This is a genomic window from Vibrio sp. 1CM7H (genome assembly GCF_023161645.1).
GTDB lineage: Bacteria > Pseudomonadota > Gammaproteobacteria > Enterobacterales > Vibrionaceae > Vibrio > Vibrio diabolicus.
On sequence record NZ_JALNTV010000003.1, the window covers coordinates 1 to 18,623 of the forward strand.

Sequence of the window (18,623 nt, forward strand, 5' to 3'; positions counted from 1 at the left end):
CGGAATCGAACTGGTGACCTACTGATTACAAGTCAGTTGCTCTACCTACTGAGCTAAGTCGGCACACTTTATTCTTTGTGCTTTTGTCCGTGTTATAACATTTCGTTAAGACACCAACAAATCAAATTGTGGTGCCCGGAGGCGGAATCGAACCACCGACACGAGGATTTTCAATCCTCTGCTCTACCGACTGAGCTATCCGGGCGACGGAGCGCTATTAAACGGATTTTCCCGCTTTGCGTCAACCACTTTTTTTAAATAATTTCAAAAAAGTGCTTGTTCGAACGCTTTTTATTCAACTGTCACTACAAAGTTTGCTTTGAGTTAAATTCCTTTTTGAAATTTGTAACTTTTTCTAGGTAACGACGTGCTTCTGCGTTCGGGTGTTTCTTAGTTAATGCCCAATAAACTTGGTTGGGTTGCAACGAATTAAGATCTTGCATTGCGCGTTTGCGATCGCTGCGATGGAATGTGTTTAAAACACCTCCAGTACCACCATTGTAAGCGGAAATCATACTGTACTCGAGAGAGGTTGGGTGATGGACTTCTCTTAAATAACGATTTTTTAAGATGTAGAAATACGCAGTACCGGTATCGATGTTGTTTTCTGGATTAAACAAATATTCCGGGCTTGGCTGGCCTGAGCGCTTTTTCACGAGCTTGAATACGTCTCGACCGGCGGTTTTAGGTACAACTTGCATTAAGCCATACGCATTTGCCCAACTTACTGCGTACGGGTTGAAGCTGCTCTCGGTTTTAATAATGGCGTATATCAAATCTTCTGGAATATCGTATTTCTTGGAAGCTCGGCGCACGATATCGGCGTATTGGTAGCTGCGTGTTGAAAAATGGTCTTCAACCATGGGGATTTCGACGTAATACGCTTTCTTGAAATCAACGTCTTTGGTCTTGATCTTGTTTGCGATGAGATACTCCGCAAATCGGTTTGCCCGCCAAGACCACTGAATTGGCTTATTGTCTTGATCGACAACTTGTTTATACAGAAATGGTTGCCCTTCTAACGTGATTCCTTTTGAGGAGAACAAGTCGACGTGAGCTGGATCGTCTGGCGTGAGTAAGGTAGTGACAATCGCCTCTTTGAGGTGCTTTTGGGGCTCGGTCGGTGATACGGTTTCAATCGTGATCACGCCTTTGCGAAAGTCGACTTCGGCACGGCTAAGGTAGTTATCGATATATTTGACGTAATTACTTTTGCCTGCGTACTTAATTTCTTTTTTACCCCAGCGCTTTTGAATATTACCAGAGAAACTATTGATCAGGGCATCCAACGCGGCGGTATCTTTTTCAAATTGTCCAGGTAGCTCAGCTAAGTTATTGGCAAAACGGTTTGTGGGCTCGTAGTTGACGTCATAAATCTTTTCGACGAATTCACGGCTACAGCCAGCCATTAAAAGTGCGGCAGCAATAAAGACAATTTTTTTCATAAGTATCAGGGCTATTGAAGGTAATAGAAAAATGACACCACAAGTGGTTGTGATGTCATTGTTTTAACTCAAGCAACTTTATTCGCTCGGCGGTGTGTAACCTTCGATATGAACGTCTTTTCCTTCAAAGAGGAAGTTTACCATTTCTGTTTCGATCAGTTTTCGGTGCTCTGGATCCATCATGTTGAGTTTCTTTTCGTTGATCAACATGGTTTGTTTGTGTTGCCACTGAGCCCACGCTTCTTTCGAGATGTTGTCGAAAATGCGTTTACCTAGTTCACCAGGGTAAAGTTGAAAGTCTAGACCTTCGCCTTCTTTTTTTAGTCGAGCACAAAATACAGTGCGGCTCATAATGACTCCTTGTATTCAATTAACGAAGTTCGTGGGGTAGCGCTTCCAGCAATAGTTTTACTGGCGCGGCTAAACCGACTTCTTCAGGTTTAGATAAGTTATACCAAAGACCTTTGTTGCCTTCCATTATCACGTCCGGTTGCTTTGATAAATCAATCAAAATTGGCGTGATATCGAGGTGGTAATGGCTAAAGGTATGGCGAAAGGTAATCAGTGTTTGCTGCTGTTTGATATTGCTGGCTTGAATGCCACGTTGATCCAGTAGCAATTCAATGTCGCTTTCTACATCCACATGTTCGGTTTGCGGGAAGCAAAATAAGCCACCCCAAATGCCTGTTTGTGGTCTTTGTTCTAACCACACTTCATGACCATTCTCGGTGCTGTGGTGAAGCATTACAAAACGAGTTTGCTTGATTGGCTTGTCTTTTTTCGGTTTTTTACCCGGGTAGTCGAGCACATTGCCTTGTTGTTTTGCCACACACAGATCCGCAACAGGGCAGAGGCTACATTTGGGTTTGCTGCGTGTGCAGACCATTGCGCCCATGTCCATCATTGCCTGGTTATACTTATCTACGTCCGTTTGTGGGGTGTGCGTTTCGGCAATTTCCCACAGCTGGTTTTCAACCTTTTTTTGTCCTGGCCATCCTTCGACTGCGAAACAGCGGGATAGGGTGCGCTTCACGTTGCCATCAAGAATCGCATGTGGTTGTTTATACACAGACGATAAAACGGCGGCTGCGGTAGAGCGGCCAATCCCCGGTAAGGCGTTCATTTTCTCTATATCAAGAGGAAACTCACCATTGTATGTAGAGGCGACCTCTTGTGCTGCTTTGTGAAGGTTACGGGCTCGGGCGTAATACCCTAAGCCAGTCCAAAGGTGCAGGACTTCATCTTGCTCAGCATTGGCAAGATCGATCACGGTTGGAAAACGCTCTAAGAAACGTTGGTAATACGGAATAACCGTAGTGACCTGAGTTTGCTGAAGCATGATTTCAGACAACCAGACACTGTATGCGGTCTTATTTTGTTGCCACGGAAGATCTTTTCTTCCATATGCGTCATACCATTCTAGGATGGCATTGGCGAAAGGTGTCACGACTTGCTCTGTATTCTATTATTTGTTAGGTGCAAAATTGCACCACATAATGGGCAAGAAGTACAACGGATAAACAGTAGGGATATAAAGAGGTGTGCTATTGCTTTTGGGCTGCCATAGGCCAAGAGCTCAACAAATACTTGCACCTCAGTAAATTCTTTGGATAATCCCCGCTTTGATTAATCAATGTGCAGGCAAAATCAATGAGTGAAGTAACCACTAACGAATACAACGAAGACGGAAAGCTGATCCGCAAAATCCGCAGCTTTGTGCGCCGTGAAGGGCGTTTGACTAAAGGTCAAGAGAGCGCGATGAATGAATGCTGGCCAACGATGGGTATTGACTTCAAAGCTGAACTTCTCGATTGGAAAGAAGTGTTTGGCAACGATAACCCAGTAGTGCTTGAGATCGGTTTTGGTATGGGTGCTTCATTGGTTGAAATGGCAAAGAATGCACCAGAGAAGAACTTCATTGGTATCGAAGTACACAGCCCGGGTGTTGGTGCTTGTCTTGCGGATGCGCGTGAGGCGGGAGTTACTAACCTGCGTGTGATGTGCCATGACGCAGTGGAAGTGTTTGAGCATATGATTCCAAACGGTAGCCTATCGACACTGCAGTTGTTCTTCCCAGACCCTTGGCACAAGAAACGTCACCACAAGCGTCGCATCGTTCAATTAGGTTTTGCTGAAATGGTTCGTGAGAAGCTGATCCCTAATGAAGGTGTTTTCCACATGGCGACAGACTGGGAAAACTACGCAGAGCACATGATTGAAGTTATGAACCAAGCGCCAGGTTTCGAAAACATTGCTAAAGATGGTGATTTCGTTCCTCGTCCAGACGACCGTCCTTTAACGAAGTTTGAAGCTCGTGGTCACCGTCTTGGTCACGGTGTGTGGGATATCAAATATAAGCGTATCGCGTAACTAGAGGAGTTCATGGGATGTACCATTACGCGATATTAGCGAATCCGGGTCATAACCGAATTTACTTTGATAGCGCAATGACCATTGCCTGTTCAGAGCTAAAAGCAATTTTAGCTTCACAAGGCGTGGATGTGACAGAAATTGGTAGTAAAGAGGTTGGCTTACCTGCAGCGTTGGTGTTTTCTTGTCAGGAAGCTCTAAGCGATGAGCAGACGCGAAGAATCGCAGCCTCTTCGATTTACTATGCACTATTTGAAGTGCGCGAAGATGGTTTACTTCGACCAATTCAAGCGCCAGCGTTCAATACTTTCCCGGAAAGCATGAGTCAGATTCTGCGTTATACCGGGAAAACAAACGAGCAGTTTACTCGCTTTATGGTGAATATCGGCATTAGTGCGTCCAATACGGGAAGTGAGCAGCTGACCTTAATGGATCCAATGTGTGGTAAAGGTACAACCTTGTTTGAAGGCTTGATCCATGGTTTGAACGTGGTGGGGGTAGAGATCAATGCCAAGTGGGTGCAAGAGATCCAGACCTTTATCGTTAAGTTCATGAAGAATGGCCGCTTTAAGCACAAAGTGAGCAAAGAAAAGCGTACTGCGGGTGGCAAGAAAGTGGCGGATGGTTTCGTGGTTGAAGCTGCAGCAAATAAAGAAGATTACAACCAAGGCAATCTTCAGTTTATGAAGCTGTATTCGGCTGATACTCGTATCGCTGATCAAGTCGTGAAAAAGAACTCAGTTGATGTGATGGTGTCTGATCTGCCTTATGGTGTGCAGCACGGCAGCAAAAATGCCAAGGACAGCAAACTGAACCGCAGCCCACTAGAGCTTTTAAAAGAGGCTCTGCCTGCATGGAAAGTGGTACTGAAAAAACAAGGTTCAGTGGTGTTGTCTTTCAATGAATTTACGTTGAAATGGAAAGACGTCGCGGCATTATTTGAAGAGCAAGGTTGGAAGGTACTTTCAGAAGAGCCTTACATCGGTTATCTTCACCGTGTTGATCAATCTATCAACCGCAATATTATTGTGGCAGTAAAACCATAATCGACTTGAGTCGAACGAACCCTATGGAAAAGCCAACGACACGTTGGCTTTTTTTACCTCTGAGCTCAACGAGTTCTCTTGTAAATAGAAGGTAGAGAATGAAACCGACAGTGGAAATTTTGACAGATATTTTGGCGGAAGTGCGCCCTTTAATCGGCCAAGGCAAAGTGGCTGATTACATTCCTGCTCTGGCAAAAGTACCCAGCAACAAGTTAGGTATTGCGGTATACACCAACGAAGGTGAGGTTATTAAGGCGGGCGATGCCGATGAACCTTTCTCTATCCAATCTATTTCAAAAGCATTGAGCTTGACGTTAGCGATGTGCTTGTACAAGCAAGAAGAAATTTGGTCTCGAGTGGGAAAAGAGCCTTCGGGGCAGGCATTTAACTCGCTAATCCAGCTAGAAATGGAGCAAGGTATTCCTCGCAATCCTTTTATTAATGCTGGAGCGATAGTTGTGGCGGATCTGTTGCAAACTCGCTTATCTGCACCTCGTCAGCGCCTATTGGAATTTGTACGTCAGCTTTCTGGTGATACTCATATTGTGTATGACAAAGTCGTCGCGGCATCCGAAATGATGCATGGTGATCGGAATGCGGCGATTGCATATCTCATGCGCTCGTTTGGTAACTTCGAAAATGAAGTAATTCCAGTGCTGCAAAACTACTTCCACGCTTGTGCACTGAAGATGAGCTGTGTCGACTTGGCTAAAACGTTTAGCTATTTGGCAAATAAGGGCACATCGGTACAAACGGGTAAGCCCGTTGTTTCTCCCGTGCAAACCAAACAACTTAATGCACTGTTAGCAACGTGTGGCCTGTATGATGGCGCGGGCGAATTTGCTTATCGTGTTGGCATGCCTGGTAAGTCTGGTGTCGGTGGTGGCATTATCGCGGTAGTACCTGGCGAAATGACCATTGCAGTATGGTCTCCAGAGCTTGACCCTTCAGGTAACTCCCTTGCTGGTACTAAGGCGCTTGAATTGCTATCGGAGCGAATTGGCCGTTCGATTTTCTAATGTTGAATGTTCTATATAAAAAGCCTCTCAATTGAGAGGCTTTTTTGTTTTTGGGCTGCGTTACTCTTCGCTTTCTTCGGCCATAAAGGCTTCGAGCAAGTCATTAAGGAAGAGCTTCCCTTTTTCAGTAATTTGCCAATGAGTGGCGGTTTCACTCAAGTAGCCCATTTCTAACGCCCAATCAATAGTTTCTTGAATCGTACTGAGCGGCAAGCCTGTGGTGTCCACGTAATCTTGCTTCGGGCATGCTTCCATTAAGCGGAATCGGTTCATAAAGAACTCGAATGGACGGTCTTCATCCGCGACGACATGTTCTGTATGCAGATAAGGTTTGACCATATTTTGATAAGCCGCTAAATAGCCACGCGGGTGTTTTACCTTTGTCGTTCGAATAATACGCCCGTCGGTAAAACTGAGTTTGCCATGAGAGCCACAACCAATACCAAGGTAATCGCCAAAGCGCCAGTAGTTGAGGTTGTGCTGACACTGATAGCCCGGCTTGCTGTAACCCGAGATTTCATATTGCACATAACCCGCGGCTGAAAGTTTTTGGTGTCCGAGCTCGAAAATATCCCACAAGTCATCATCGTCAGGTAGCGTTGGTGGCTTGTAGTAGAACATGGTGTTTGGTTCGATGGTCAGCTGATACCAAGACAGGTGCGGCGGTGCCAACTCAATAGCTTTGTCCAAATCTGCCAAGGCTTGTTCGATGCTTTGATCTGGTAAGCCGTGCATGAGATCGAGGTTAAAGCTGTTCAAACCGATTTGGTGCGCCAGCTTAGCAGCATTGACGGCTTCGTCTTGGCCGTGAATGCGCCCCAAACGCTCAAGCTTCTGTTGCTCAAAGCTTTGCACGCCGATAGAGATACGCGTTACACCAGCTTTGCGGTAGCCAACAAAACGCTCTGCTTCAATGGTGCCTGGGTTAGCTTCCATGGTGATCTCAATTTCTGGCTTAAACGGAATACGCGCTTCAATGCCCTTAAGTAGACGCTCGATGCCTTCTGCCGAAATCAAACTCGGCGTACCACCACCAATGAAGATTGAATGCAGTGGACGTGGCGCTTCGTTAAGGAGGTATTTCTCAATGTCGGTATCCAAATCTTCTAGAAGGGCACTGATGTACTCTTCTTCTGGAATCTCGGTTTTGAGCGCGTGAGAGTTAAAGTCGCAATACGGGCACTTTTGTACACACCAAGGGATGTGTACATACAAGCTGAGTGCTGGGGGCGTTAACATGGTCTAATTCGCTCGTGATTACTGAGACACTTGCTCAGACAGTTGAGCAAACAACGACTTGAGCGCTTTACCGCGGTGAGACAGTTGTTTTTTACGTGCAGGTTCAAGTTCGGCTGACGCACAGTTGTTTTCAGGAACAAAGAAGATTGGGTCGTAGCCAAAGCCATTTTCACCGTGTGCTTCAGTTAGAATGCGGCCTTCCCATTTACCGTGGCAGACGATAGGCGTTGGGTCGTTCTCGTGGCGCATGAGGACTAATACGCAGTGGAAACGTGCTGTACGTTCTGCTTCTGGTACGCCTTCCATTGCCGCTAGCAATTTTTCTAGATTCTCTTGATCAGATGCGTTCTCGCCTGCGTAACGTGCAGAGTAAATGCCCGGAGCGCCTTTTAAGAAATCGACTTCTAAGCCAGAGTCGTCTGCAATCGCAGGAAGCCCAGTTTCTTGCGCGGCATGGCGAGCTTTAATGATTGCGTTTTCAATGAACGTTGTGCCCGTTTCAGCTACTTCCGATACATTGAATTCACTTTGCGCTAATACTTCAAAGCCGAAGTCAGACAACAAATCTGCCATTTCACGAACTTTGCCTTGGTTACCAGTTGCTAGCACAATTTTTTTCATGGGAATCTCTTTTAATAGTGATAGAGGAGAACAAATCGTTCTCCTCTAGATATTCTTTAACTAATAAGTAGTTTTTAGCCTGCTTAGATCCAAAAGCTTTTGGATCATCACAACCCAATTACTCTTCAACATAAAACTTCTGGGTGAATTTAAGCTTACCTGAGCCTTTGTTTCCAGCTTTTACGTCAATATCGAAAGTAAAAGTTTCTTCGTGGGTAATTGGCAGTTCGGCTAAATAGTATATCGCATTGCCTTCTTTGACTTCACGAAAGGACAAGGTCTGAGTTTGGCCGATGAGGTTTTTCGCGCGTCCAGCAATTTTTGCTTCTAATGCAGGTTTACCCAATGAAGCTCTATCTAGCACGCTAATATTAACCACAGCGAGGTATCCATTACGCTTGATATCGTAGCTACGTGCGACTTTCGGTGTTAAGAATGTCGAGTTAAACGCGACATAGTGTACTTCGATATCTTTCATATTTTTAAACTGATCGGCGAAGCTTGGTAACGACAATAGGCTGATCAGTAATGCGGTAATCCATTTGCTCATTGTTACTTCCTCAAAGCACTTGTTATAAAACAACCATAGCCGCAATTTTACCTTGGTCACGGGGTAAAAATGCGAACTCAGTCATTGGTACTAGTAAGTGTGGTACAAAATTGTAAATAAAAAGCCATCATAAGATGGCTTTAATTTCTGTCGGTATCTGGGTAGGTGATTCTATCCGAATTTGTTTGTGCCGTCCTAATTCACCTTTTTCTATGTGAACCAAACCCTTAGCGATTTTAAACTGCTTGGCTAAGAACTTAGTTAGGTGCGCATTAGCTTTGCCATCGACAGGTGGAGCAGTAATGGCGATTTTGAGCTCTTCACCATGCAAGCCAACAATTTTATCGCGGCTTGCTTTAGGTTGAATATAGAGCTTTAGGATGATGTCCTCGCCATCTTGCCAAACTGCGGCTGACATTATAACTGGAACCAAATTGGACCAATGATATCACCCATCAAGAAGTTCGCGAACTGCAAGCCGATAAACAGTACCAGTACGCTCAAATCAAGACCACCAATAGCCGGAATAATACGACGGATTGGTGCGCACATTGGCTCGGTTAATTGATGGAATACGTACTCGATAGGGCTGCGACCTTGGCTTACCCAGCTCAAAATTGCACGGATCAATAGTACCCAGAACAGCAGACCTCCAGCGGCTTTGATTAATGATAACAAGCCCAAGAACAAGAAATCCGCGCTGAAAGAGACGGAACCGTTCGAAGCTATCAGGATCAGAACGACAAATTTAAGCACACACAAGACGTAGGCAAACAACACGGTTGCTAGGTCAATATTCCCCACGGAAGGGATAATGCGGCGCAGTGGACCAATGACTGGCTGAGTCGCTTTTACTATGAATTGCGAGAATGGGTTGTAGAAGTCTGCGCGTGCAGCTTGCAACCAAATTCGCAAAATTACGACCATGATGTACAGGTCAAATAGGGTTGAGATGAGAAAACTCATTGAATTCATAAGGTACCCTTAACAAGTGATGGATGATACTAAACGGAGTTCATCCAAATAATTAAAACAGTTTTTCCATTTCTTCCGCGCGAGCCACAGCAGCTTGCATGGCTTTAGCAACAATATCTGAAAGTTGATGTTCGTTGAATGTACGCAGTGCTTCTGCCGTTGTCCCACCTTTCGATGTCACATTCTCACGCAGGGTCGATAGCTCAGTTTCTGGGTTGCTAACCACCATACTGGCCGCGCCCAATGCAGCTTGCTGAACCAATAGTCGAGCGGTGTCTTTATCAAAGCCTTGAGCAATCGCTTCTGCTTGCATTGCCTCCATAAACAGGAAGAAGTATGCCGGAGCACTGCCTGCTGCGGCAATCACATTATTGATACCAGACTCTTGCTCAACCCAACATACTTTACCGACCGCTTCCATCAACTCTGCGGCAAAAGCTTTGTCTTGCTCTGTTACATGGGCTGGTGCGAATAAACCACTCATGCCCAACCCAAGTTGTGATGGCGTATTTGGCATAACACGAACCAAGTTCAATTTGGTGTCTAGCATATCATCCAATCGTGAACAGTTGATGCCAGCGGCAATAGAAATCACCAGTTTATTAGTGAAATCGATCGCTTGCAGTGGTTTACAAACATCCGCCATCATTTGCGGTTTCACAGACAATACCACCACATCCGATTCAGTCGCAGCTTGGATGTTATCGCTGGTGGTACGGATGCCAAAATCTTGTTCTAGCGGAAGACGGCGTGCCTCTGAAGGAGCTGTCGCGGTAATGTTTTGCGCTGGGTATCCGTTAGCAACCAAGCCAGAAACAATGGCTCTCACCATGTTGCCAGCACCAATGAAGGCGATTTTTTTATGTTCCATTTGTCTGATTTCCATCATGATATTTAGAGTTTGTTGTGCGCTCAGGTGTATAATGGCGCCGCTGTTACTTACTGCTCCTATTGGCGAGTAAGATGATTGCGCGATTTACTCTTTAATTTAACGACGAATTTATGTCGCGAGTGAGCGTTTTGTTAATTTAGCTGTAGTCTCGTGCGCCGAAAATAGCGGTTCCAATACGAACCATTGTACTACCAGCTTCGATTGCAGCGGTCATATCACCACTCATTCCCATTGATAATGTATCGATTTCTGGGAACTGAGCTTCGAGTGTTTGCTTCAATGTGGCCAACTTCTGAAACTCATGAAGTTGTGATTCGTAGTCAGACACGTTGGCAGGAATCGACATCAACCCTCTTAAAGTGAGGTTGGGTAGGCGAGAAATCAACTCCGCCAGCTCGAATACTTCCGCTTCGGTGACACCAGACTTAGATGCTTCACCACTGGTGTTAACCTGAATCAGAACTTGTAGCGGTTTAAGTTCGCTTGGACGCTGATCATTCAGGCGTTGAGCAATCTTGGTTCGATCGATGGTGTGAACCCAATCGAAATGTTCGGCAACAAGTCGCGATTTATTCGACTGAATCGGGCCAATGAAGTGCCATTCGATTCGATTATCTGGATAATGCTCGGCAAAGTGCTGAACTTTACTGACGCCCTCTTGGACGTAGTTTTCACCAAAGGCGGTTTGTCCCGCTTGGTGGGCTTCGAGAATTGCCTCGACAGGTTTAGTTTTGCTTACCGCTAGAAGTTGCACTGACTCTGGAGTTCGACCACATTTTTGCTCGTCATATCGAATTTGAGAGGTGATATGTTCAATATTTTGTTGAATACTACTCATAGCTGTACTTTAGACTTAAGGATTTTAAATGGATATCACTGAGTTACTGGATTTTAGTGTAAAACATAATGCCTCGGATCTACATCTTTCTGCAGGTGTCCCACCAATGGTTCGTATTGATGGGGATGTGAGAAAACTAGGCATTCCAGCGTTTACACACCAAGAAGTGCATCGTTTGGTTTTCGAAATCATGAACGATGCCCAACGCAGTGAGTTCGAAGAAAAACTCGAAGTCGACTTCTCTTTTGAGTTGCATAACGTTGGTCGTTTCCGTGTCAACGCTTTCAACCAATCTCGTGGCTGTGCGGCAGTATTCCGTACCATTCCAAGTAGCATTCCAACTTTGGAAGAGCTGGAAGCTCCCGAGATCTTCAAAAAAATTGCGAACGCTGAAAAAGGCTTAGTTCTGGTTACTGGCCCAACAGGTTCTGGTAAATCGACGACCTTAGCAGCCATTGTTGACTACATTAACCGTAATCACAACAAGCACGTACTCACAATTGAAGATCCGATTGAATTTGTTCACAACAACAATAAATGTTTGATCAACCAGCGTGAAGTACACCGTGATACGCATAGTTTCCAAAACGCACTGCGCAGCGCATTACGTGAAGACCCGGATGTCATTCTGGTTGGTGAGATGCGTGACAAAGAAACCATCAGCCTTGCGTTAACGGCAGCGGAAACGGGGCACTTAGTGTTCGGCACGTTACACACCAGCTCGGCGGCAAAAACCATTGACCGTATTATCGATGTGTTCCCTGGTAGTGATAAAGATATGGTGCGCTCGATGCTTTCTGAATCCCTTCGTTCGGTTATCGCACAAAAATTATTGAAACGTAATGGTGGTGGCCGTATTGCATGCCATGAAATCATGATGGCAACGCCTGCGATTCGTAACTTGATCCGTGAAGACAAAGTCGCGCAGATGTATTCGATCATTCAAACTGGTGCGGCTCACGGCATGCAAACCATGGAGCAAAATGCTCGTCAGTTAATGGCGCAAGGTATGGTTGCTCGTGAAGAGGTCGATAGTAAGATCGGGTTAGAAGTGCAGCAATTCTCGTAACGTTCATACAGATAATGGTGAATACGGAAGATGGATCTAGATAAATTTCTCGAAGGCATGCTGGCGCTGAAAGCGTCGGATCTTTACATCACGGTTGGAGCGCCAATTCTATTTCGTGTGGATGGCGAATTGCGACCACAAGGTGAAAAACTCACCGAGAGTGATGTAGCGGCATTACTCGACAGTGCTATGGAGCCAGATCGGCGTCAGGAATTTCGTAAAAGTCGTGAGTCGAATTTTGCCATTGTGAGAGATTGTGGCCGCTTCCGTGTTAGTGCCTTTTTTCAACGGGAATTACCGGGTGCGGTGATTCGTCGTATTGAAACCAATATTCCCACCTTTGAGCAATTAAAGTTACCGTTAGTGTTGCAAGATTTAGCGATAGCCAAGCGTGGTTTGGTGCTGGTGGTTGGTGCTACTGGGTCAGGTAAATCCACCACAATGGCGGCAATGACGGGCTATCGAAACAGCAACAAGACGGGACACATTTTGACGGTCGAAGATCCGATCGAATTCGTGCATGAGCACAAGCGCTGTATCGTGACTCAACGCGAAGTTGGGTTAGATACGGAAAGCTATGAAGTTGCGCTTAAAAACTCGCTGCGCCAAGCGCCAGATATGATTTTGATTGGAGAGATCCGTAGCCGTGAAACAATGGAATACGCGATGACATTCGCTGAAACAGGCCATTTGTGTATGGCAACTTTGCACGCCAACAACGCCAACCAAGCCTTAGAGCGCATTCTTCACTTGGTACCGAAAGATCAAAAAGAACAATTCTTGTTTGATTTGTCGATGAACCTAAAAGGTGTGGTTGGTCAGCAGCTGATCCGAGACAAAAATGGGCAGGGGCGTCATGGTGTATTTGAGATCTTGCTAAATAGCCCACGAGTATCTGATTTGATCCGTCGCGGAGATTTGCATGAGTTGAAGTCAACCATGGCTCGCTCAAATGAGTTTGGTATGCTGACGTTCGATCAATCTCTTTATAAGTTGGTGATGCAAGGTAAGATCAGCGAAGAGGATGCGCTGCACAGTGCCGACTCGGCGAATGATCTGCGCTTGATGTTGAAAACGCAGCGTGGTGAAGCATTCTCTACGGGCAGTTTGGCGAACGTTAAGATCGATATGGATTAATCCAATCCAGAAACAAAAAAGGTTGGCAGAAGCCAACCTTTTTTCATTGTGCTTGAAGTTTTTACTCACCCCAGAGGGCTTCAAACCAGCTTTCTAGAATCACCACCGCTGACTGGCAGTCCACATTCCCTTTCGATAGGGCTTTGTAGCCGCCCATGCTGAACAACTCCGCACGAGCTTCTGCTGTAGATAAACGCTCATCATGCAGTTCAACAGGTAAGCCGTATCGGCCTTGCAGACGCTTAGCAAATTTTCGTGCACGAGGGGTTATGGTCTCAAGGTCTTTGCCATGAAGATCAGTTGGTAAACCGACCACTAGCAAATCTGGCTGCCACTCTTTGATTTGCTTTTCGATATCGTCCCAATTTGGAATACCGTCATTGGCTTTAAAGGCTTTTAATGGGGAAGCTGTACCAGTAATTTCTTGGCCAATAGCGCTACCAATGCTTTTGGTTCCAAAGTCAAAAGCCATAATTGTGCGTGACATAAGGTGTCTCTATCTAATGTAACTGTATTTCGGACTAAGCATGTCCAGAGTCTGCTGAAAGATGACTGGGGTCGATGCCCAGCTTTTCGACCGCTTTCTTCCAACGCTCGTTGATTGGTGTATTAAAGATAATTTCAGGCGTCGCTTCAATGGTGAGCCAAGAGTTTTCGACCAGCTCACTTTCTAATTGGCCTGCACTCCAACCTGAATAGCCAAGTGCCACTAAGTAATCACTTGGTTCTGCTTCTGTTCCTAACACCGAAAGAATATCACGTGAAGTGGTTACTGCGAGGTCATCGGTCACTTGGACGCTGGACTCGTAGTAATCTTTAGGTTTATGCAGAATAAAACCACGATCTTCCGAGATTGGGCCGCCATTGTAGACTGGTCTATCTAAACTGGCTTCAAATAGACGCGGGTGTACCGGCTGAACTTCCACCTGCTTGAGCATGTTGCCGACGGTGATATCAACAGGAGCATTGATCATCAACCCCATAGCGCCGTCTTCGTTGTGCTCACAAACGTAGATCACGCTGTTTTGAAAGTACGGATCTTTCATCCCAGGCATGGCAACTAAAAAGTGATTTGTGAGATTCATACTCATATTGACCCTTAACTCTCGTAAATGCCCCTAAGCAAACATCATACAGTTTACCTCTAGGTATGTGCATGACTTTGCTTAAGTTAATGTACTACGCTCTCTATTAACTGTAATACAGTTTGAGTTATTCGCCTTTTACTCGACGCTCAATCGCATCCATCAGTTTGCCAGTGATTGAGATGTCAAAAGCCGCTTCAATTTCGCGAATACAGGTTGGGCTGGTGACGTTGATTTCCGTTAGCTTATCGCCAATTACGTCAAGGCCAACAAAGATAAGGCCTTTTTCTTTCAGTGTAGGAGCCACAGTTTGAGCAATCTTAATATCGGTCTCGCTTAGTGGTCGAGCCTCACCTGTGCCACCAGCTGCAAGGTTGCCGCGCGTTTCGCCTTTAGCAGGAATGCGTGCTAGACAGTAAGGCATAGGTTCGCCATCTACGACTAGGATACGTTTGTCACCGTTGCTGATGTCTGGTACGAAGGTTTGTGCCATTGCGTAGTTTTGACCGTGGTTAGTCAATGTCTCGATGATCACAGAGACGTTTGGATCGTTTTCCTTCACACGGAAGATGGACGCGCCGCCCATACCATCAAGCGGTTTCAGGATGACATCACCATGTTTTTCACGAAATTCTTTAATTTTCTCTGCTTTGCGCGTCACGATAGTTGTAGGTGTCAGCTCTGGGAACCATGCTGTAAACAGCTTTTCGTTACAATCACGTAAGCTTTGAGGCTTGTTAACGATCAATGCACCTTGTTCTTCTGCACGCTCAAGGATGTAAGTCGCGTAGATGTATTCTGTGTCAAACGGAGGATCTTTACGCATTAGTACAGCGTCTAGCTCAGACAGTTCGATCGTTTGCTCTGATTTGAACTCGTACCAACCGTTTGGATCTTCTTTTAGTTCCACCACTTTAGTATCTGCAATGGCAACGCCTTGATCGAGATGCAGATCATTCATTTCCATGTAGTGGATTTCATAGCCGCGTCGTTGCGCTTCAAGCATCATGGCAAAGCTAGAGTCTTTTTTGATGTTAATGGACGAAATTGGGTCCATCACAATGCCGAGTTTGATCATTATTTTTCTCCGTTTAACCAAGATCGCCGAAACGAACTTGTAAGGCTGTAATTGCTGTCAGAGCCGCTGTTTCGGTGCGCAGAACGCGAGGGCCGAGTAGCGTTTCTTCAAATTGATATTCTCGAGTCATCTCGATCTCTTCAGACGATAAACCGCCTTCAGGGCCGATCAGTAGGCGCACTTTCTCAACAGGTGTTGGCAGTGTGTTGATTGAGTAGTTAGCACGAGGATGAAGATTGAGCTTTAAGCCATCGTACTCTTCTTTACACCACTCTTCCAAGCTCATAATTGGACGAATTTCTGGAACGACATTGCGTCCACACTGCTCACAGGCACTGATGGCGATTTTTTGCCATTGCGCGAGTTTTTTCTCAAAGCGCTTTTGGTCAAGCTTGACGCCACAACGTTCGGAAATCAGAGGTGTGATGGTATTGACGCCAAGTTCCACTGACTTTTGGATAGTGAACTCCATCTTATCGCCACGTGAAATAACTTGACCAAGGTGCAGGTCTAAAGGGGATTCAATACTGTTTTCTACACGCTCGGTAATGTTAACCAAAACCGTCTTTTTGCTGACTTCACTGATAACCGCTGGGAATTCTGCGCCGCTGCCGTCAAATAGGAGAACGTCTTGGCCTTCTTTCATGCGCAGAACACGGCCGATATGGCCTGCTGCGTCGTCACTTAAAGCAAGTGAGCCAAGTTGATGAATGGTTTCTGGATGATAAATTCGAGGGATACGCATGAGATTTCCAGCAAGAGAATAAACTTAAACCCTAACATGGATGCTTTACACCGAAAAAACAAGGGGCAAGAAGCGTTTCAATATCAGTTATTGAAACGCTTCAAGGTAGAGGAGCACTAGAGTGCGCGACAGGCTTTTTGAACAAATGGGTTATGATTGCCTTGTACTTTGGCAATGCGCTCGTCACGCTCACATTCCCATTTATCGACTGGGTAGGTTTTGTTCCAAGCACTCATCAACTGTGTTTGCTGTTTTGATAATTTAAAGCCGTACTCTTTGCTCATGTATAGGTAGGTACGAGCAATCGAACCTCGAGCACGGTCTGGTGGCATGACTTTACGCTGCTTAAAGTTCACTTGCATCTCACAGCGACCATAACTCACGCCATCGATACCGTTCCATTGGCTAAAGTTGTAGTTCGAACGGTCACCGTTTACTTCACCAATGGCAGGGGTTAGGTTGTGCAGGTCTGCTTCCATCAAGCGAAAGGTTTTGTCTTTTTTCTTGCAGTTTTTACGTCCACCATCTTGCCAGCATTGACGCTGGTGGCCAAACTGCCACGCAGGTACCACATGCTCCCATTCGATTCGTGCGGCCCGCTTTTCCTGTTTACGGACTTGGTAACCGCAAGAGGCTAAATCTGGGGAGCCTTTTTTGCCTTGCCATTGAATGTTGCAGCCACAGTAAAAGCTCGTTGGATGGTCTTGATAAATTTTTACCGCCTCACGTTTGGCGGCAGAGAATGAACTTGGTGGCGCGGCAACCGCAGTGCTAGAAAGCGCGATAAGTAACAGAGAGAATAGGTATTTCATGATTAAAGTCTTTATAAAGTATGACTTTATTCATGATAACACGCATAAAATGGCTTTAGTGATGAGTAAGTTAACAATAAGTGGCGAAGGGAAGGTTTTGATAAACTCGATCTTTATTTTGGGAACGCAAGTAACACTATGAGATATAGATTACGATAACTGAACGCCCGTGAAGTTAAGTGGTTGGCGGCATTTTTGACAAGAGTACGTCGCCTCTTTGCGCAGCACTTTATTATGACGGCGAATCGATAGAGGGTAGGTCATACAGCCACAACGATACTCAAAGGTTTTACCTTGAACGGATTTTACTTCAAAGCTGTGAGTGGTTTTGGCGGGCACTTTAAATACGGCTTCCATGACACCTTGCCATTCTTTGCCGTGAGGCCTAACTCGTCCGTAAACCTGATAAGTAATCAGGTGTGCCACCTCGTGAGGAATGACTTCATCTAAGAATGCTTGGGTGTTTTCGCGAAATAAAACGGGATTCAGGCGCACTTGATTCAATTGAAGGTAGGCTTTTCCTGCCGCTTTCCCGCGGACGTTGAAGGTGATTGTTGGAATAGGGAAAGAACGTTTGAAAGCTTGCTCTGCCATCGCGATGCAGTCCGCCATCACTTGCTTGGCTTTATAGCTTAGTTCTATATCCACAATTCACCTCGATAAATCAAATAAAAAAGCCCCCGCATTTGCGAGGGCCAGATCATAGCATCAGTTAATTATGGTGTGTGTTTTTTCTTGATGGTGGCATGGTAAGCATGCCATGTACCGTAGCCTAGAATTGGCATGGTAAACAACATTCCGATCCCGTAGGTCGCAAAGCCGATAAGAATACCGCCGCAGATGATCGCCGCCCAAACAATCATCGCTGGAATGTTGGATTTCACGGCATTAAAGCTGGTAAATACAGCGGTCATCATGTCTACGCGACGCTCCATCATAAGCGGAATAGAAAAGGCTGAAATGCTAAACACCACACAAGCCAAAACAAAGCCAACTAAAGATCCTATGACAAGGAAGGGTAGGAACTCACTTAAAGATGCCCCTTGAACAGAAGGGTAAAGCGCATGAAGTAGAGCGGCAATGCGCATCCAAAATATCATACACACTGCGAGTAACACGGCGAATGCCCATTGAGATGTTGAGTTACGACCGATCGCTTTCATTGAATGGAACAAGCTAGCTTTGTGTCCGCGCTCTCTCTCCCAACTGGCATCATACAAACCGAGCGCGAGAAACGGACCAATTAACATATAAACAATCAAACTGGGCATGACGACCAAGTGTGTGCCCTGCCATTGTACGAGCAAAACAATACCTATCGCAGCCGCCATAAAACAGATGCCATAGAAAGCACTGATGAGGGGCATTCGCACGAAATCATGCAGACCTAATGCGAGCCAATGAAAAGGTGCAGAAAGATTGACCGTATTGCACGGTATGGTTCTGGCGTATTCGTTATCTGGCACTTCCTTTCGCTTGTTGTGGAAGTCCGATGGATTAACAGTTCGAGGCATAACTCCTCCTTGATTTATTCCCACATTATCCGCTTATACCAACTGACAGCGGTTTTTGTTCAGTCAAACTTGAAGCGACTTTTTCAAGCTTACTTCTGAGCATTGGCTTAGTTTGGTATCGGCCATAAAGATGCCTGACTCGTGTCTTTCGTAAGTGTTGCTGCCACAGTCGCCAGCATCCGACGTCT

22 protein-coding genes and 1 tRNA gene are annotated in these 18,623 nt (G+C 45.6%); 5 read left to right on the forward strand and 18 right to left on the reverse strand.

Features of this window, described 5'->3' with window-relative positions:
* Positions 1 to 129 precede the first annotated feature (129 nt).
* The 4 genes from MSG33_RS12120 to mutY all read right to left on the reverse strand — a co-directional run bounded on the left by MSG33_RS12120 (position 130) and on the right by mutY (position 2,892).
* Positions 130 to 205, reverse strand: a tRNA-Phe gene (locus MSG33_RS12120).
* 100 nt (positions 206 to 305) lie between these two features.
* On the reverse strand, positions 306 to 1,445 hold the full coding sequence (mltC, locus tag MSG33_RS12125) for a membrane-bound lytic murein transglycosylase MltC (RefSeq protein ID WP_005393998.1): 1,140 nt from the start codon (positions 1,443 to 1,445) through the stop codon (positions 306 to 308).
* Positions 1,446 to 1,523: 78 nt separating this feature from the next.
* The gene (locus MSG33_RS12130) at positions 1,524 to 1,796 is read right to left on the reverse strand and encodes an oxidative damage protection protein (protein WP_005381002.1); all 273 of its coding nucleotides are present in this window, start codon (positions 1,794 to 1,796) and stop codon (positions 1,524 to 1,526) included.
* Between the two features lie 19 nt (positions 1,797 to 1,815).
* On the reverse strand, positions 1,816 to 2,892 hold the full coding sequence (gene mutY / locus MSG33_RS12135; protein ID WP_248381206.1) for an A/G-specific adenine glycosylase: 1,077 nt from the start codon (positions 2,890 to 2,892) through the stop codon (positions 1,816 to 1,818).
* Between the two features lie 203 nt (positions 2,893 to 3,095).
* Here mutY and trmB point away from each other — a divergent pair, with 203 nt between their 5' ends.
* From trmB to glsB, 3 genes are all read left to right on the forward strand, one after another.
* Positions 3,096 to 3,815, forward strand: coding sequence for a tRNA (guanosine(46)-N7)-methyltransferase TrmB (gene trmB, locus MSG33_RS12140; RefSeq protein WP_085342616.1), 720 nt, complete (start codon positions 3,096 to 3,098; stop codon positions 3,813 to 3,815).
* A 17-nt stretch (positions 3,816 to 3,832) separates the two neighbouring features.
* On the forward strand, positions 3,833 to 4,861 hold the full coding sequence (locus MSG33_RS12145) for a DNA methylase (protein ID WP_248381208.1): 1,029 nt from the start codon (positions 3,833 to 3,835) through the stop codon (positions 4,859 to 4,861).
* A 98-nt stretch (positions 4,862 to 4,959) separates the two neighbouring features.
* Entirely contained in the window at positions 4,960 to 5,880 is a 921-nt protein-coding gene (gene glsB / locus MSG33_RS12150; protein ID WP_005393987.1) for a glutaminase B, read from the forward strand.
* Positions 5,881 to 5,940: 60 nt separating this feature from the next.
* Here glsB and hemW read toward each other — a convergent pair whose 3' ends face one another.
* The 7 genes from hemW to MSG33_RS12185 all read right to left on the reverse strand — a co-directional run bounded on the left by hemW (position 5,941) and on the right by MSG33_RS12185 (position 10,995).
* The gene (gene hemW, locus MSG33_RS12155) at positions 5,941 to 7,119 is read right to left on the reverse strand and encodes a radical SAM family heme chaperone HemW (RefSeq protein WP_248381210.1); all 1,179 of its coding nucleotides are present in this window, start codon (positions 7,117 to 7,119) and stop codon (positions 5,941 to 5,943) included.
* 18 nt (positions 7,120 to 7,137) lie between these two features.
* Positions 7,138 to 7,740, reverse strand: coding sequence for an XTP/dITP diphosphatase (locus MSG33_RS12160; protein WP_074191809.1), 603 nt, complete (start codon positions 7,738 to 7,740; stop codon positions 7,138 to 7,140).
* Positions 7,741 to 7,858: 118 nt separating this feature from the next.
* Positions 7,859 to 8,290 carry a DUF4426 domain-containing protein gene (locus tag MSG33_RS12165; protein ID WP_005393982.1) on the reverse strand — a complete coding sequence of 144 codons (432 nt, stop codon included), beginning with the start codon at positions 8,288 to 8,290 and terminating at the stop codon, positions 7,859 to 7,861.
* A gap of 127 nt (positions 8,291 to 8,417) precedes the next feature.
* The gene (gene yggU, locus MSG33_RS12170) at positions 8,418 to 8,708 is read right to left on the reverse strand and encodes a DUF167 family protein YggU (protein ID WP_005393980.1); all 291 of its coding nucleotides are present in this window, start codon (positions 8,706 to 8,708) and stop codon (positions 8,418 to 8,420) included.
* Positions 8,708 to 9,265 (reverse strand): YggT family protein, encoded by a 558-nt coding sequence (locus tag MSG33_RS12175; protein ID WP_012841393.1) that lies wholly within the window; start codon positions 9,263 to 9,265, stop codon positions 8,708 to 8,710. Before MSG33_RS12175 ends, yggU begins: the two co-directional genes overlap by 1 nt.
* A 52-nt stretch (positions 9,266 to 9,317) precedes the next feature.
* On the reverse strand, positions 9,318 to 10,136 hold the full coding sequence (gene proC, locus MSG33_RS12180; RefSeq protein ID WP_248381212.1) for a pyrroline-5-carboxylate reductase: 819 nt from the start codon (positions 10,134 to 10,136) through the stop codon (positions 9,318 to 9,320).
* A gap of 157 nt (positions 10,137 to 10,293) precedes the next feature.
* Positions 10,294 to 10,995 (reverse strand): YggS family pyridoxal phosphate-dependent enzyme, encoded by a 702-nt coding sequence (locus tag MSG33_RS12185; RefSeq protein ID WP_134648191.1) that lies wholly within the window; start codon positions 10,993 to 10,995, stop codon positions 10,294 to 10,296.
* A gap of 28 nt (positions 10,996 to 11,023) precedes the next feature.
* On the opposite strand from MSG33_RS12185, the gene MSG33_RS12190 reads away from it, so the two are divergent.
* On the forward strand, positions 11,024 to 12,064 hold the full coding sequence (locus tag MSG33_RS12190; RefSeq protein ID WP_005381015.1) for a type IV pilus twitching motility protein PilT: 1,041 nt from the start codon (positions 11,024 to 11,026) through the stop codon (positions 12,062 to 12,064).
* A 30-nt stretch (positions 12,065 to 12,094) separates the two neighbouring features.
* The gene (locus MSG33_RS12195; RefSeq protein ID WP_005381016.1) at positions 12,095 to 13,201 is read left to right on the forward strand and encodes a PilT/PilU family type 4a pilus ATPase; all 1,107 of its coding nucleotides are present in this window, start codon (positions 12,095 to 12,097) and stop codon (positions 13,199 to 13,201) included.
* A gap of 61 nt (positions 13,202 to 13,262) precedes the next feature.
* On the opposite strand, the gene ruvX is transcribed toward MSG33_RS12195, so the two are convergent.
* From ruvX to MSG33_RS12230, 7 genes are all read right to left on the reverse strand, one after another.
* Positions 13,263 to 13,688 carry a Holliday junction resolvase RuvX gene (gene ruvX / locus MSG33_RS12200; RefSeq protein ID WP_005381017.1) on the reverse strand — a complete coding sequence of 142 codons (426 nt, stop codon included), beginning with the start codon at positions 13,686 to 13,688 and terminating at the stop codon, positions 13,263 to 13,265.
* A 34-nt stretch (positions 13,689 to 13,722) separates the two neighbouring features.
* Positions 13,723 to 14,286: a YqgE/AlgH family protein gene (locus MSG33_RS12205; protein ID WP_248381420.1), complete on the reverse strand. Its 564-nt coding sequence runs from the start codon at positions 14,284 to 14,286 to the stop codon at positions 13,723 to 13,725.
* 127 nt (positions 14,287 to 14,413) lie between these two features.
* Positions 14,414 to 15,364, reverse strand: coding sequence for a glutathione synthase (gshB, locus tag MSG33_RS12210; RefSeq protein WP_006743090.1), 951 nt, complete (start codon positions 15,362 to 15,364; stop codon positions 14,414 to 14,416).
* Positions 15,365 to 15,377: 13 nt separating this feature from the next.
* Positions 15,378 to 16,109 carry a 16S rRNA (uracil(1498)-N(3))-methyltransferase gene (gene rsmE / locus MSG33_RS12215; protein WP_005393970.1) on the reverse strand — a complete coding sequence of 244 codons (732 nt, stop codon included), beginning with the start codon at positions 16,107 to 16,109 and terminating at the stop codon, positions 15,378 to 15,380.
* A 116-nt stretch (positions 16,110 to 16,225) separates the two neighbouring features.
* Positions 16,226 to 16,921 (reverse strand): deoxyribonuclease I, encoded by a 696-nt coding sequence (gene endA, locus MSG33_RS12220; RefSeq protein WP_047008832.1) that lies wholly within the window; start codon positions 16,919 to 16,921, stop codon positions 16,226 to 16,228.
* A 150-nt stretch (positions 16,922 to 17,071) separates the two neighbouring features.
* On the reverse strand, positions 17,072 to 17,569 hold the full coding sequence (locus MSG33_RS12225; RefSeq protein ID WP_048626010.1) for a SprT family zinc-dependent metalloprotease: 498 nt from the start codon (positions 17,567 to 17,569) through the stop codon (positions 17,072 to 17,074).
* 68 nt (positions 17,570 to 17,637) lie between these two features.
* Positions 17,638 to 18,435: a DUF2189 domain-containing protein gene (locus tag MSG33_RS12230; protein WP_005393959.1), complete on the reverse strand. Its 798-nt coding sequence runs from the start codon at positions 18,433 to 18,435 to the stop codon at positions 17,638 to 17,640.
* Positions 18,436 to 18,623: the final 188 nt, after the last annotated feature.